The organism is Oligella urethralis DSM 7531 (assembly GCF_000372065.1).
GTDB lineage: Bacteria > Pseudomonadota > Gammaproteobacteria > Burkholderiales > Burkholderiaceae_B > Oligella > Oligella urethralis.
This window is the reverse complement of record NZ_AQVB01000009.1, coordinates 76,252-90,846: the sequence shown is the minus strand read 5'-3', so window position 1 is coordinate 90,846 and position 14,595 is coordinate 76,252. Positions and strand designations below refer to the sequence as shown.

Here is a 14,595-nt window from a genome sequence, read left to right as displayed (position 1 = left end):
AATCCCATCTGACGGGAAGCCACGTGCTTAATGGCCGACTTCTTAAACGGAATCCAACCAAGCGATTTACGTTTTGCCTTTGGATGATTAGTACGCCATGCTAACTTCGCTTTACGAAATTGCTTACGACTCTTTGCATACGTTTCATTCACCGCCTGAATCGTTTGACTGTGTAAGTTTAAAAACTCACCACTGCCTTTGGTGTACTCGCTTAAATCATAAGCCGAAAAGAACTTACCCGTGCGCTGCAAATGCGTGTAACTCAAGTCATTAACGTAATTCCACACGAAATTCACCGAACGACTTAATTCGTCCAGTGCCTTAGCGTGCTTATCTCGAATTCGTAACTTGAGGGTTTTCATGCGTAAAAAATCCTAAACTAAAAAATACTTGCCTTACATCCCCCACCTAAAGGATGGGGTCTTACGGCAATTGTCGATAAAGCCTATCCTTAGTGCACAGCATGATATAGTTAACGGTACTGATTGTAAATTGTATATGAGGACTATAGTTAATGAGTCAGCAAAATGATTTCGCTTTTGAACTACAAACACTAAAAGTTGGTGTTGTTTCGGTGAGTGACCGAGCTTCACAGGGGATCTATGAGGATGAGGGGCTACCTGGACTCAAGGCATGGTTAGATGCGGCGGTTATTAATCCTATCGAGTATGTGCCACGCCTCATTCCTGATGAGTTAGACCTAATTTCAATGACCCTGAGAGAATTAGCCGATAAGGAGCAATGCCATTTGATCCTAACCACCGGCGGTACCGGTCCCACCCCTCGTGATGTGACGCCTGAAGCGACCTTAGCTGTGGCCGAACGTGTCGTGCCAGGTTTTGGTGAGCAAATGCGCCAAATCTCATTAAACTTTATTCCAACCGGCATTATCTCCCGGCAAGTGGGTGTATTACGTGGCAGTAGCGTGATTCTGAACCTACCTGGACGTCCTAAAGCCATTGCTGAAACCCTAGGCGGGCTAAAGGACGAAACGGGTAAGCAAAAAGTTCATGGCATTTTTGCTTCAGTCCCCTTTTGTATTGAGTCCGTTAGCGGTTTAAAGGTCCGATGCAGACCAGAAATATGTAATGCCGTCTATCCGGGCGAAAAATGGCAACCCCTATAATGCAGCCTCACGCCTAACATACTAAAGGCTCCATTATCATATGACGGAGCCTTTTAGCTTTTAGTTTTTAATGCCGACCTTAACCACCGGTTTTGGCCATAATGCGGATAATCTGCTCAGGTTTTTCGTTAAACTCGTGCTTTTCAGGCTTTAGTTCAATCGCTAATCGCAGCGCCTCCTCTAACTCCTCATCGGAACAGCCACTGCGTAAATAAGGCTTTAAGTCGAAGCTATCATTTTGGCCAAGGCACAGATGTAATACCCCATCAGCGGTCATACGAACGCGATTACAGGTTTCACAGAAATGCTGCGAGCGCGGCGTGATAAAACCTAGCGAAAAACTGCCATCTGCCGTTTCCCAATAACGTGCTGGCCCGCCACCTTGAATCCGCGTGGACTCGATCAAATGAAACTTGGACTGCGCCTCCTCAATGATTGACTGTAGATTGACGTAGTCTAAGCGCTGCCCCGTCACGCCCATGGGCATCACCTCAATCAAACGCAAGGTGAAGCCATGATCCATACAAAAACGAATCATCTGCTCAATGTGCTGTGTATTAATCCCAGCCAGGGGTACCATATTAATCTTGGTCCGTTCAAAACCAGCTGCCTTCACCGCTGCTAGGCCCGCCAACACCTTGGGCAAGGAGTCACTACCGCTAATATTTTTAACCACCTCAGAACTTAATGAATCTAAACTGATATTAAATCGAGTTAAGCCGGCGTCCTTTAAGGCTTGGGCATAGCGAGCGAGCTGCGTGGCATTGGTGGTCATGGAAAGATCCTCTACCCCATCAAGTGCAGCGAGACGGCGCACTAAATCAACCACATTTTTGCGTAGTAGTGGTTCGCCGCCAGTTAATCTGAAGCGTGAGGTACCTAAACGAGCAAAGGCCGCCACTACCCGTTCGATTTCATCAAAGCTCAGGTAGTTTTCTGCATGCTCAAACTCTGTAAAACCCTCAGGAATACAGTAGGTACAGCGCAAATCGCATTTATCGATTAAGGAAATGCGTAAGTACTCAATGCGCCGATTAAATCGATCTACCAACATGATTACGCCAATCCTTTAACTAGTGAATTCAATATAGTGTCAATTATAGCAGATACCCGACTAATATGATCGGGTATCTCCGTGGTGAATTTTAAGCCAATGCCATTATTTAGAGAGTAATTCTAATATCTCGCGATGATTCATTTTCTTGGCAATATCCAAGGCGCTGATGCCATCAAAGTTAACTGCGCGCGGATCTGCGCCAGCTTCAAGCAAGGCCTTCACCGCTTCAACATTGCGGGCACTGACTGACATCATTAAGGGATTGGAGCCGTCTGGTGCAGGTGAATTTGGCCATGCACCATGATCTAATAAATACTTGACGATTTTAGCATTACCCTTAATCGCTGCATAATGAATCGGTGACCAACCGAGGTTATTCAATTGAGCACCATGCTTTACCAACAGTTGTACCCGTGCTAAATCATCGGCCAAAGCAGGATACATGATGGCCGTTTCATAGTAGCTATTTTGCTTATTAATATCGACTTTAGGGTGAGTTGCCAAGGCCTCAAAGCTTTTTAAGGCACCCTCTCGATACGCATAGATTAAAGCAGTGTGGCCGTCACCATTTAATATATTAGGATCCTGACCTCGTTCGATGGCATCAAGGAGTTTACTAACGCGGTCGTTACGCACATCAACCCACCAGTCATTCGCAAGTGCTGGGCTTTGCACACATAACAACAGCATCAAGGCACTAATAAAAGCAAAAATTTGTTGTTTAACACCTAATCGCATAAAAATCATTCCTAATAAAAACGCGTTGTGACTACACCGTAGGGCGTTGCACTTTTTTAAATAAGTTGAAAAAGTTTTCCGTGGTTGCCTCTTTGACCTCTTGTACCGAAATTTGTTTCAATTCGGCAATTTTTTCGGCCACATAAATCACTAAGGAGGGATCATTACGCTTACCTCGATAAGGAACGGGCGCCAGATAGGGAGAGTCCGTCTCAATTAATAAACGATCAAGCGGAGTTTTAGTCGCCACCTCCTGAACCTGCTGCGCATTTTTGAAGGTGACAATACCTGACATAGAAATATAAAACCCTAAGGCCATTGCCTCTTGAGCCATTGCCCAATCCTCGGTAAAGCAATGCATCACACCACCGCAACGCTCAGCCCCCTCTTCTTTCAGGATACGTAGCGTATCTTCTTTGGCCTCACGGGTATGAATAATTAATGGCACATCGGCAGCAATGGCTGCACGGATATGGGTTCTAAAACGATCTCTTTGCCAATCCAAAGGCTCTTTGCCCCAATAATAATCTAAACCAGTCTCACCGACCGCCACAATTTTTGGGTGCTTCAAATACTCGGCAAAATCCGCCTCACTGAGCTCCGGCGTATCCTCATATTGTGGGTGCACACCGATACTGGCCCATAAATGATCGTGCTCCTCTGCCAGCTTTAAAACACCGGGGAAGTTTGGCACCGATACGGAGATACAAAGTGCTAAACCCACATCATTTTGTTTCATGGCAGCAAGCACTTGCGCCTGATCCTCAACTAACTCGGGAAAATCTAAATGACAATGTGAATCGATAAACATAATAAAATGAAAAAAATTAAGATGTTCGCGCCAAGCACAGGAGCATCACCCGTTGTAAACATGCTTGGATTAATAAACGCTTATTAAAACTATGCGCCGCAGTCGCCTGCTCTTGCCTCAAAAAATCAAATAAATCGGCTATTTTATGCGCATCCAAAGCAGCAGCTATTTGCTGTGTGGATTGCGCTAATGCGGGAAAATAGCGCGCCTCTAAACCGTGATGATATAGCTGTAAATCCACAAAAAAACGCTGCAAACTATCAAGCCATTGCTCAGCTGCAATTTTATCCAGCTTATCAACATAGGACTGCATATCCGGTATCTCACGTGCAGCCAGGCTCTGTACAAAATCGCCTAGCCAATAGCGCAAAGGCTCATAAGCCGATGCACTTTGCTGCTTTGCTTTAAGAGGTGCCCCACCCGCTGCCGCCAAGGCATTTTCAGGATCAGCCACACCCTCTGAGCCTAACCACGCAACACTGCTCTCATGGTCCGGGATCGCTAAATGCAAACGTTGACAGCGCGACACAATAGTTGGTAAAAGCTTTTTTATGCTGTTACTAACAATTAAAAAGCGGGTATCGCCGATGGGCTCTTCCAGAATTTTTAAAATCGCATTAGCCGACTCAGTATTTAATCGCTCAGCCGGATAAATAATTAATACCTTAGCACCACCACGATGGGTGCTAAGGGTGAAAAAATTCTTTTGCTCTAAGGCCCGAATTTGTTGCACCCGGATCTGATTGGAAAGACTTTTAGTCGCTTCACTACTACTCGCCTCCTCTTCGTTTGGTGCTAAACCCAGTGCCTCATACATACTTTCGGGCACCACTATCCGCAAGTCGGGGTGATGATTAAGCGCTAACCAACGACAAGATTGACAGGCACCGCAGGCCTGGTGTGAGACCTTAGGGCTCTCACACAGCATGGCAGCGGCTGCGGCATGTGCAAACTGAAACTTGCCAATACCCTCTTCGCCATGAATTAGCCAAGCATGAGTAAAACGCTCATTTTGCCCTAACCATTGCTCGGCAAGCGCTTCCTGCCAAGGTAAAAATTGCGGTGTTGAATAGCTCATATTATTTGATAGGCGGGTGTAACAGATGGGCTTGTAAGCGCTCAGTGAGGCTTTGCTGAAGTGTCTCAGCAACCTGCGCCATGGGCTGACTGCTATCTATCACAAGAAAGCGCTGCGTTTCGGCCGCTGCTCGAGCTAAATAGGCGTCTCGCACCCGTTTAAAAAACACTTCTTCCTCTTGCTCAAAACGATCCAATTGACGTTCTGCTGCAATACGCTCACGTGCAATCTCTAAAGGCAAATCAAACAACAAGGTCAAATCCGGCTGTAAATTAGGGTGCACTAACTCGACTAAGGATTGAATTTTTTTGGCCTCAATCTGCCGCCCACCCCCTTGATAAGCAAAGGTGGAGTCACTAAAGCGGTCGCAAACCACTGCCTTACCAGCCAATAGCGCGGGCTTAATTACCTGATTCAAATGCTCTTGGCGCGCGGCAAACATCAATAACAGCTCGGTTTCTAAACTCATGTCCTCGCTCAGCAACAAATGCCGTAAGGTTTCAGCTAAGGGGGTACCACCAGGTTCGCGAGTACGGATAATCTCATAACCAAAGGACTCGATCGTTGTGGCAATCAAATCCATATGACTGCTTTTACCGGCCCCGTCCACGCCTTCAATTGTTAAGAATAAACCCCTCACCTAATCCCCTTTGTTTAAGATAAAACGTTTAACATTTCGATTATGTTGCTGCAAATTTTCTGCAAACTCACTACTACCATCCCCACGCGACACAAAATAGTAAAAACTATGCTCAGCCGGCTGACTAGCCGCTGTCAATGCCGCTAAACCCGGATTGGCGATGGGTGTCGGTGGTAACCCAGCGCGGGTGTAGGTATTCCACGGCGTATCCGTCTGTAAATCTACCTTACGTATGCGCCCCTGATACTTATCACCCATCCCATAAATCACCGTTGGATCGGTTTGTAATAGCATATTGGCCTTCAAGCGATTAGTAAAAACACCGGCGATGGTATCCCTATCACTAGCCAAACCTGTTTCCTTTTCAATGATGGAGGCCATTATCAATAGTTCATAGGGATTTTTATAAGGACTGTCTGGATTACGACTATCCCAAGCCGCTTGCAAATGACTTTGAGACTGCACATACGCTCGACGTAAGATATCAAAATCCGTATCACCCGGTACAAACACATAAGTGTCGGGGTAAAAAATTCCCTCTAGCGAGTTATAGCTACTGCCCAATTTAGCTAACAATTCCTCGGGCTTAGTGGCATCCAAGGTCACTGTAATGTCTGGATTAGCCTGAATACGCTCAATAAACTGCTTGGTGGTATGCCCCTCAATCAATGCAATGCGACGTTGACTCATATCACCACTGGCAATGCGCTCCAACACATCCAAGGGCGTGTCACCGGACTTAATCTCATAAGCACCCGCTTTAATCATACGATCCTGTCCTGTGTAACGACCGTATAAAATCAATAATGGCGCATGCTTGAGAATACCCTCACGCTCAAGCAAGCTAACCACAGTACGTAAGCTATCACCGCGTTTAATATGAAAATCATAAACACTGTCATTCAGCGTAACTGGGGTTTTAGACCAGTGATAAGCATAGTATGCAGCGACTGAACTCAGAATCAGGCTCAGTACGACAACTGGTAATATGAGGTACTTTAAAATCTTTGACATACGACCCGTAGTAAAAATACTCCCTTATGAATGGATCAATTTTAACAGTTTCGATTGTTTGGTGTTTACTTTGGACTCAAGCAATCTTAAGCCTTTGTAAATAAGTCGAACAAGCGTTACTGAGTACGACGATCAAAGCCCAATCACTAAAAGCATGGCATACTGTAACAAAGCAATAATTTACGCTAAACATCGTGGAGCTATTTATGTCTGATTCTTCTTTACCAGTAGTTAAGTATGCGCTATTGGATGATTTTGCCCTAGTTAAGGCAAGTGGCGCCGATGCCGCTGAGTTTTTACAAAATCAACTAACCCAGGATATTAAGCAAGTTAGCACGGAACAAGCACGGCTTAGCGCCTGGTGTAATGCCAAGGGTCGTAGCCTAGCTAGCTTTATTTGCTGGCAAGATGCCGAGGCGGATGATAGTTATTATTTACTTCTAAAAAAAGATCTGTTGGACACGACCTTAAAGCGTTTAAAAATGTTTATTCTTCGCAATAAGGTAGTATTAGAAGAGGTGCCCAGCTCAATGCTGGCTTTATGGTCTAGCAATCATGAGCTGGAAATTGCGCCAGAAAAGCTTGCTCAGAAGGCGAATTTTGCCGTTTATCAGCATGATTTACAGCAATGGATTCGCTTCCCTTCAAAAGCCACTGAACAACGCTATCTGGTGATCTCACGCGGTCAGCAAAGCGCAGAAGTCACCACGCACCAATACCTACCTCAACAAAGTGATTTTGAATGGGCACCGGCTGCCGCAGCTTATTGGTCAGCCTTAGATATTATGAATGGCGTGGCTTGGGTGGAGCAGGCAAATTACGAAGCCTTTATTCCGCAGAGCATTAACTATGATGCAATAGGTGCCGTTAGCTTTAAAAAAGGGTGCTTCCCCGGTCAAGAGGTGGTAGCACGCAGTCACTATCGTGGCACGCTCAAGCGTCGCAGCTATATCGGCTTTAGTGGCAATAGCAGCGACGACATTCAGGTTGGCACAGATATCTATCAAGCTGATCAACCCGTGGGTCAAGTAGTCAACATCGCCAGATTGCCTGCCGCAGAAGGCACGTGGGTACTCTTTGAAACACGTTTAGAAGCGGTTGATGGCACGCAGACAGAACCTCTGCATCTGGGCGCTGCTGACGGCCCAGTGCTCAACGTACAGGCACCACCCTACTCGCTTGAAAAACCTGAAAACTAACGGTGTAACTACTTAGGGGATGCCTTTAAAGACATCCCCTAATCACTTAATCTAGTTTAAATGCTTCGGCAGCTCCAGCCGACCACGGAGCTTCAAAATACTCATAGACCTTATTGATATCGACTTCATCAATGGCTTGATAGCGCCATTGAGGCTTGCGATCCTTATCAATTAATAAGGCACGAACCCCCTCTTGGAACATACCGTCGGCAGAGCAATGTAAGGCCACAATATACTCTAACTCAAACACCTCCTTTAAGGACATGTGCTTGCTATAGTCCTGTAGCGTCAGTCCTAATGCCACAGCAAAAGCTGAACCACGTAACATCGTGGTCGCAGCACGTGAGAGCCATTCATTGTCATGCTCAACTAACTTAGCGATACCTTCATAAACCCGCTTATAGTCACGCACATCGCATATCTCATCAATCAAGGCTGCATGCTGTTGCAATGGTCCTTCAACACGTGGGGTAGTATAAGCAAATTGACTTAAGACATCATGAATTAAATCATCACGTTCAATACGGGTTCGACGCTTACATGGGTAGCTAGGCCAAACTTGGGCAGCAAGGGCCTTAACAAAAGTATCCCAAGCATCGCTGGTCATGGCATAATCGGCTAAGCCGCTAAATAAGGCATCATCGCTATTGACAATGGCACCGGTGGCCGCTAAAAAACGACCGCTATGACCGCTAAGCCGTGGTAATAACCAACTACCACCCACATCCGGGAATAGGCCAATCGTCACCTCAGGCATGGCTAAACGGGCATCATCACTGACAATACGATGACTGCCACCAGACAAAAGTCCAATACCACCACCCATTACAATGCCGCGACCCCACACAATCACAGGCTTTGGATAGCAATGTAGATAATAATCTAAGCGATACTCGGTGCTGAAAAAATCAACCGCATATTGATTAGCCAAGGGCTCACCGCTTTGGTTTTCAAGCATCCCCTGATACACGCTAGTAATATCACCACCCGCACAAAACGCCTTCTCACCAGCTGCAGCCAATATCACCGCCACGACTTGCTCATCTTGCTCCCACTGCTTTAATTGTGTATAAAGCATCTCTGCCATCTGCAGATCCAAGCTATTTAATACCTGAGGGCGATTCAAGGTAGCAACGGCGATTAATTTATCACCACTTTCAATTGTTGAAAACAACACCACATCACTCATACTTTCTCCTCCTAAGCTCATTATCTTTATGTTCGATATATTCGAAACGTCGGGAGCGGTCAGGCTTTAAATGCTTCTTTTTGAGAATACCGGCCTTTCTATGGGCGGCCCGACGCCGTCGCGACTCCATTGGATCAAAGTTTAATTCTCTATAGACTTCAACTCTGTCACCTGCTGCGACATTGTGACTCAACGATTTTACTAAGCCGAAGATGCCAACACCATGAAGCTGGCTCCTAAGCTCGGGAAACTCCCTATATATATTGCTTTGCTGTAAGGCATCAGCTATAGTCACAGGCGCTGTCAGCTGCAATTGCTGTTGCCAAATACGATCAGGGGTGGCTGCATACACGATCTCTATCGTGAACAGCGCTGAATCAGAATGCCTCACCATACTGCTGCTCTGCTCTTTTGGTAAAGGAATCAATAAAACTGTTAGCCACTTTATTAAAAATGGGTCCTAAAATAAACTCCAACGGTCGGCTATTAAAAGCGTAATTTAGAGTAAACTCCACTTTACAGGCATCCTCGGCCAAGGGGGTAAAGATCCAATCCCCAGTCAGTGATGAAAAAGGCCCATCCACTAAATCTAGATGAATTTGATGCGGATAGTCGTGGGTATTACGTGTCGTAAAGGTATGCTTAATCTTTGACAGTGCGATGGTCACTGAGCCGACGAGTCCGCCATCGAAGCGCTCCTTAATCTCTGAGCCGCCACACCAAGGCATAAACTCCTCGTACTTATCGACATCAGCCACTAAATTAAACATCTGCTCGGCACTATAAGGGACTAAGACACTGCGTTTGACGGTATGCATAGAAATAAAATCGATAAATAGAATGATTGATGGCAAAAAGCTACTCTTCTGATTAGAATAGATAATTGACAAAAATTTTACAGGTGGGCTATATTTTAACGCCCTATAGCAAATAAAACACAGAATTAAATAGAATGACCAGGATTGCTGATAATAGAAAAGCACGACACGATTACTTTATCGAGGAAGAGTTTGAAGCCGGCATGGTGCTTGAGGGCTGGGAGGTTAAAGCCATCCGTGCTGGACGCACGCAAATCGGTGAAAGCCACATTGTGATTCGTAATGGCGAGTTATTTGTACTCAATATGCTGATTAGCCCACTTGGTACCGCCTCCACCCATATCCGACCAGACGCTAGTCGCACCCGCAAACTGCTGATGCACAAGCACGAGATTAATAAATTAATTGGTCGCGTAGAGCAACGTGGCTTTACCTTGGTGCCCTTAAACCTTTATTACAAAAACGGCCTCATAAAAATGACCGTGGGCCTAGCCAAGGGTAAAAAGCAACATGACAAACGCGCCACCATTAAAGAACGTGATTGGGAGCGAGAAAAGGCCCGGATTATGAAAAATGATACGCGCTAAACAATCAGGCTGCTATTCATCTAGAATAACAGCCTTTAATTTTTACTGCTTGTCGTTATTTTTTACCACCGTCATGGCACTCGCAACCAAGCTACTGATATCCGATAAATTCGACGGGATAATCAGACTATTACCCTTTTGTGCTAATTGGGAGAAAGCAGAAATATAGTTTTCTGCTACCTGTAAGTTAACCGCAGCCATACCGCCAGGTTCCTGAATGGCTTGGGCGACTTTTTTAATCGCTTCGGCCGTTGCATCAGCTACCGTTACGACGGCTTCGGCCTCACCCTGCGCCTGATTAATCTGCATCTGACGATCACCCTCAGAACGTGCAATCGCAGCCGCTCTTTCACCCTCAGCAATATTAATCTGCTCTTGGCGGCGCCCTTCTGAGGCCGCAATCAAGGCACGCTTTTCACGCTCAGCGGTAATTTGTGCCTGCATCGCATGCAGAATCTCTTTAGGTGGCGTTAAATCCTTAATTTCATAGCGTAATACCTTCACGCCCCAGTTGGTGGCTGCCTCATCTAATGAAGAAACCACTTTGCTGTTAATCAATTCACGCTCTTCAAAGGTGCGGTCTAACTCCATCTTACCGATAACCGAACGTAAGGTCGTTTGAGAAAGCTGGGTAATCGCTAAAATATAATTAGAAGAACCGTAGGATGCCAACATAGCATCAGTCACTTGGAAGTACAGCACCCCATCCACCTGCAATTGCGTATTATCCCGCGTGATACATACCTGACTGGGGACATCAAGGGGAATTTCTTTAAGTGAATGCTTATAAGCCACCTTTTCAATAAAGGGAATCACTAAACGTGGTCCTGGGCTTAAAGTACGGTCATAGCGCCCCAAGCGCTCCACCACCCAAGCATGCTGTTGAGGCACAATGGCAACAGACTTAACGAGAAAAATAACGACTAATACCAGTAGGATTAGCCAAAAACTTAGTAAATCAGCCACAACTAGATCTCTCCAAAAGGTTCTACAATTAAAACAATGCCTCGCACAGCTACGATACGATGCTTGCCGGGGCTAAGCGCTGTATAGTGCTCCGCCGGTTTAACCTGCCATGTGGCGCCCCTGAAGCTAACTTGTGCTTGACGACGCTCAGCTTGCCATGCTTCTACAAAAACAGAACGACCTATATCCAGATTTAGATTAGCATCTGACTCACTGGCTAAGGGATTACGCAGATGAAACTTGCCCATGCGCTTCATAATGAAAATCCCCAATACCGGCACAATGGCTAACACGGCTAATTGCACAATAAAATCCAATGCTAACCACGTCGCAATACCGGCAGCAAAAGCACCTAAACCGATTAGCAATAATACAAAGGTGCCGCTAAGCAACTCTAATATCACCGCCACCACAGCAATCGCAAACCAAATCCACATAGAAGCGCCTTAACAAAAACTAATTAACGGCTAATAACTCGACTTCAAACACTAAGGTCGCATTAGGCGGAATCACACCACCAGCACCGTAGGCACCATAGCCTAAGCTGGCAGGAATCGTCAGCTTACGCACACCACCGACCTTCATTCCCTGTACACCACGGTCCCAACCCTTAATCACATGACCTGCGCCTAAAGGAAAACTAAAAGGCTGATTGCGATCCTTGCTGGAGTCAAACTTTTGACCACCGTCCAATAACCAACCAGTGTAATGTACTGTCACCTCTTGACCCGCTTTAGCCTCTTCGCCATTACCTACGGTCAAATCCTCAATCATTAATTCAGACATCAATATCTCCTATCAATTTTCATCATAGCAAAGGTAGTTTACCTGAAGATGAATTATCACATAAAAAAATCCCACTAAACCAGCAAGGATTAGTGGGAATATAAAAGCATCGGGCTTTAAACTAAAGAATAGAATTAGCCTTGCTGCTCAGCAAGTTTTTGCCATGTATCAACCACCGTATCTGGGTTAAGTGACATGGAAACAATTCCCTCTTTTTGGAGCCATAAGGCTAAGTCTGGGTGATCACTCGGGCCTTGACCACAAATACCGACATATTTACCGGCTTTGATACACGCTTGAATTGCACGAGACAGCATAAACTGCACCGCCTCATCACGCTCATCAAAGTCAGCCATCAGGATCTCCATACCGGAGTCACGATCCAAGCCCAAAGTTAATTGGGTCATATCGTTCGAACCGATGGAGAAGCCATCAAAGTGCTCTAAGAACTGCTCAGCTAAAATGGCATTTGACGGCACCTCACACATCATAATCACGCGCAAGCCGTTTTCACCACGTTTTAAGCCATTGGCTGCTAATAAGTCAATCACACGCTCTGCCTGACTCACAGTACGCACAAATGGGATCATTAATTCAACATTATCCAAGCCCATTTCATCACGTACTTTTTTCAGTGCTTCGCACTCCATGCGGAAACACTCAGCAAAGTCATCGGCTAAGTAACGTGATGCACCACGGAAGCCTAACATCGGGTTTTCTTCCTCAGGCTCGTAGCGTGAACCACCAACTAATTTGCGGTACTCATTAGACTTAAAGTCTGACATACGTACAATCACTGTCTTCGGATAGAAGGCGGCGGCAATGGTGGCCACGCCCTCGGCTAATTTCTCAACGAAGAAAGCGCGTGGGCTAGCATAACCACGTGCTGCTGACTCTACTGCTTGCTTTAATTCAGGATCAACATTGGGGTAGTCTAATACCGCTTTAGGGTGGACATTAATATTGTTATTAATAATAAACTCTAAGCGCGCTAGACCCACACCTTTGTTAGGGATACGGGAGAAGTCAAAGGCTAACTGCGGGTTACCGACGTTCATCATCACCTTGATGGGGATCTCAGGCATTTCACCACGCTTGATTTCCTCAATTTCAGTTTCTAATAAACCGTCATAAATACGACCCTCATCACCCTCGGCACAAGAAACCGTCACTTCCTGACCGTTTTTAAGTAGCTCAGTTGCTTCACCGCAACCTACAACCGCAGGAATACCTAATTCACGCGCAATAATCGCAGCGTGACATGTACGACCACCGCGATTAGTCACAATAGCGGAAGCCACTTTCATCACTGGTTCCCAGTTTGGATCGGTCATATCGGTTACTAAAATATCACCGGCTTGTACCTGATCCATCTCAGACACATCATGAATAATGCGAACCTTACCAGCACCGATTTTTTGGCCAATGGCACGACCAGTCAAAATCACATCACCTGTGGTTTTAAGCTTAAAGCGCTGCTGTACATCCTGCTTTGATTGTTGAGATTTAACAGTCTCAGGACGGGCTTGTAAGATGTAAATCTTACCGTCGATACCGTCACGACCCCACTCAATATCCATTGGACGCTGGTAGTGCTTTTCAATAATAACTGCGTACTTAGCTAATTCAATCACTTCTTCATCTGTAATAGAGAAGCGATTGCGCTCTGAGGTAGGAACATCGACGGTTCGTACAGCGTTTTCACCTGGTGCACGATGCTCTTTAAACTCCATCTTAATCAATTTAGAACCAATGTGACGGCTCACAATCGGATACTTACCGGCCTCTAAAGTCGGTTTGTAAACGTAGAATTCGTCAGGGTTAACCGCACCCTGCACCACCGTTTCACCCAGACCGTAGGATGAGGTTACAAACACCACATCCTCAAAGCCTGACTCGGTATCCAGGGTAAACATCACGCCCGAGCTACCGCTATCAGAGCGCACCATGCGCTGAACCCCTGCCGATAAAGCCACGTCATCATGACGATAGCCCTTGTGTACACGGTAAGAAATCGCACGATCGTTATAAAGAGAGGCAAATACGTGGTGAATTTTATCAAGCACGTCATCAATGCCGGCAACGTTAAGGAAGGTCTCCTGCTGACCAGCAAATGAAGCATCTGGTAAGTCCTCGGCTGTGGCTGAAGAACGCACTGCAAAAGTACCCTTGCCATCAGCATCCAACTCAGCATAAGCCTCGCGAATTTGCTGCTCAAGCTCCGCATGGAACGGTGTCTCGATAATCCACTGACGGATTTCTTGACCAGCTTCGGCAAGCTCGCGCACATCATCTGGATTTAAACGAGCAAGGCGCTCGCTGATACGCTTATCAAGATCGGACTGCTTTAAGTAGTCACGAAACGCTTGGGCGGTGGTAGCAAAACCACCTGGCACACGTACGCCCGCTGAAGCCAACTGGCTAATCATCTCACCGAGTGATGCGTTTTTACCGCCGACCACATCGACGTCACACATGCGACACTGCTCAAAAGGAAGAACGTAAGTCATAAAACATACCTCAAAGATAAAAAAGCTTATTTGTTCAAAAAAACACGTTTTGCTGAACAAATAGGCCTTTTGGTGT

General features: G+C 45.9%; 16 protein-coding genes and 1 pseudogene. 3 read left to right on the top strand and 14 right to left on the bottom strand.

Features of this window, described 5'->3' with window-relative positions:
* A pseudogene (locus A3GA_RS0106820) lies at positions 1–362 on the bottom strand (RNA-guided endonuclease InsQ/TnpB family protein); the annotation flags it as partial.
* A 152-nt stretch (positions 363–514) separates the two neighbouring features.
* Here A3GA_RS0106820 and mog point away from each other — a divergent pair.
* Complete coding sequence (gene mog, locus A3GA_RS0106815) at positions 515–1,126, top strand: molybdopterin adenylyltransferase (protein WP_018026647.1); 612 nt, start codon at positions 515–517, stop codon at positions 1,124–1,126.
* Positions 1,127–1,205: 79 nt separating this feature from the next.
* On the opposite strand, the gene moaA is transcribed toward mog, so the two are convergent.
* The 6 genes from moaA to mltG form a co-directional block, all read right to left on the bottom strand.
* Positions 1,206–2,180 carry a GTP 3',8-cyclase MoaA gene (moaA, locus tag A3GA_RS0106810; RefSeq protein WP_018026646.1) on the bottom strand — a complete coding sequence of 325 codons (975 nt, stop codon included), beginning with the start codon at positions 2,178–2,180 and terminating at the stop codon, positions 1,206–1,208.
* Positions 2,181–2,285: 105 nt separating this feature from the next.
* Positions 2,286–2,921, bottom strand: a complete 636-nt coding sequence (locus A3GA_RS0106805) for an ankyrin repeat domain-containing protein (protein WP_018026645.1) — start codon at positions 2,919–2,921, stop codon at positions 2,286–2,288.
* Between the two features lie 31 nt (positions 2,922–2,952).
* The gene (locus A3GA_RS0106800; RefSeq protein ID WP_018026644.1) at positions 2,953–3,732 is read right to left on the bottom strand and encodes a TatD family hydrolase; all 780 of its coding nucleotides are present in this window, start codon (positions 3,730–3,732) and stop codon (positions 2,953–2,955) included.
* A gap of 16 nt (positions 3,733–3,748) precedes the next feature.
* Positions 3,749–4,810, bottom strand: a complete 1,062-nt coding sequence (gene holB, locus A3GA_RS0106795) for a DNA polymerase III subunit delta' (RefSeq protein WP_018026643.1) — start codon at positions 4,808–4,810, stop codon at positions 3,749–3,751.
* Between the two features lies 1 nt (position 4,811).
* Positions 4,812–5,450, bottom strand: a complete 639-nt coding sequence (gene tmk / locus A3GA_RS0106790; RefSeq protein WP_018026642.1) for a dTMP kinase — start codon at positions 5,448–5,450, stop codon at positions 4,812–4,814.
* Positions 5,451–6,464, bottom strand: a complete 1,014-nt coding sequence (gene mltG, locus A3GA_RS0106785; RefSeq protein WP_018026641.1) for an endolytic transglycosylase MltG — start codon at positions 6,462–6,464, stop codon at positions 5,451–5,453. It lies immediately after the preceding gene.
* A gap of 206 nt (positions 6,465–6,670) precedes the next feature.
* Between mltG and ygfZ the strand changes: the two genes are divergently transcribed.
* Positions 6,671–7,663 (top strand): CAF17-like 4Fe-4S cluster assembly/insertion protein YgfZ, encoded by a 993-nt coding sequence (gene ygfZ / locus A3GA_RS0106780; RefSeq protein WP_018026640.1) that lies wholly within the window; start codon positions 6,671–6,673, stop codon positions 7,661–7,663.
* Positions 7,664–7,709: 46 nt separating this feature from the next.
* Here ygfZ and A3GA_RS0106775 read toward each other — a convergent pair whose 3' ends face one another.
* From A3GA_RS0106775 to A3GA_RS0106765, 3 genes are read right to left on the bottom strand one after another with little or no spacing between them, the layout of a single operon-like run.
* On the bottom strand, positions 7,710–8,852 hold the full coding sequence (locus A3GA_RS0106775; protein WP_018026639.1) for an enoyl-CoA hydratase/isomerase family protein: 1,143 nt from the start codon (positions 8,850–8,852) through the stop codon (positions 7,710–7,712).
* Positions 8,845–9,246 (bottom strand): RnfH family protein, encoded by a 402-nt coding sequence (locus A3GA_RS0106770; RefSeq protein WP_018026638.1) that lies wholly within the window; start codon positions 9,244–9,246, stop codon positions 8,845–8,847. The genes A3GA_RS0106775 and A3GA_RS0106770 overlap by 8 nt, the downstream gene beginning before the upstream one ends.
* Positions 9,230–9,670, bottom strand: a complete 441-nt coding sequence (locus tag A3GA_RS0106765; protein ID WP_026156858.1) for a type II toxin-antitoxin system RatA family toxin — start codon at positions 9,668–9,670, stop codon at positions 9,230–9,232. The genes A3GA_RS0106770 and A3GA_RS0106765 overlap by 17 nt, the downstream gene beginning before the upstream one ends.
* 134 nt (positions 9,671–9,804) lie before the next feature.
* Between A3GA_RS0106765 and smpB the strand changes: the two genes are divergently transcribed.
* Positions 9,805–10,257 carry an SsrA-binding protein SmpB gene (smpB, locus tag A3GA_RS0106760; protein ID WP_018026636.1) on the top strand — a complete coding sequence of 151 codons (453 nt, stop codon included), beginning with the start codon at positions 9,805–9,807 and terminating at the stop codon, positions 10,255–10,257.
* A 42-nt stretch (positions 10,258–10,299) separates the two neighbouring features.
* Here the strand turns inward: smpB and A3GA_RS0106755 are convergent, their stop codons facing one another.
* The 4 genes from A3GA_RS0106755 to ppsA all read right to left on the bottom strand — a co-directional run bounded on the left by A3GA_RS0106755 (position 10,300) and on the right by ppsA (position 14,519).
* Positions 10,300–11,223: an SPFH domain-containing protein gene (locus A3GA_RS0106755; protein ID WP_018026635.1), complete on the bottom strand. Its 924-nt coding sequence runs from the start codon at positions 11,221–11,223 to the stop codon at positions 10,300–10,302.
* Between the two features lie 2 nt (positions 11,224–11,225).
* Positions 11,226–11,660, bottom strand: coding sequence for an NfeD family protein (locus A3GA_RS0106750; protein WP_018026634.1), 435 nt, complete (start codon positions 11,658–11,660; stop codon positions 11,226–11,228).
* A gap of 19 nt (positions 11,661–11,679) precedes the next feature.
* Positions 11,680–12,009, bottom strand: a complete 330-nt coding sequence (locus tag A3GA_RS0106745) for an FKBP-type peptidyl-prolyl cis-trans isomerase (protein WP_018026633.1) — start codon at positions 12,007–12,009, stop codon at positions 11,680–11,682.
* Between the two features lie 134 nt (positions 12,010–12,143).
* A complete protein-coding gene (gene ppsA / locus A3GA_RS0106740) occupies positions 12,144–14,519 on the bottom strand; it encodes a phosphoenolpyruvate synthase (RefSeq protein WP_026156857.1) in 2,376 nt (791 codons plus the stop codon).
* Positions 14,520–14,595 lie beyond the last annotated feature (76 nt).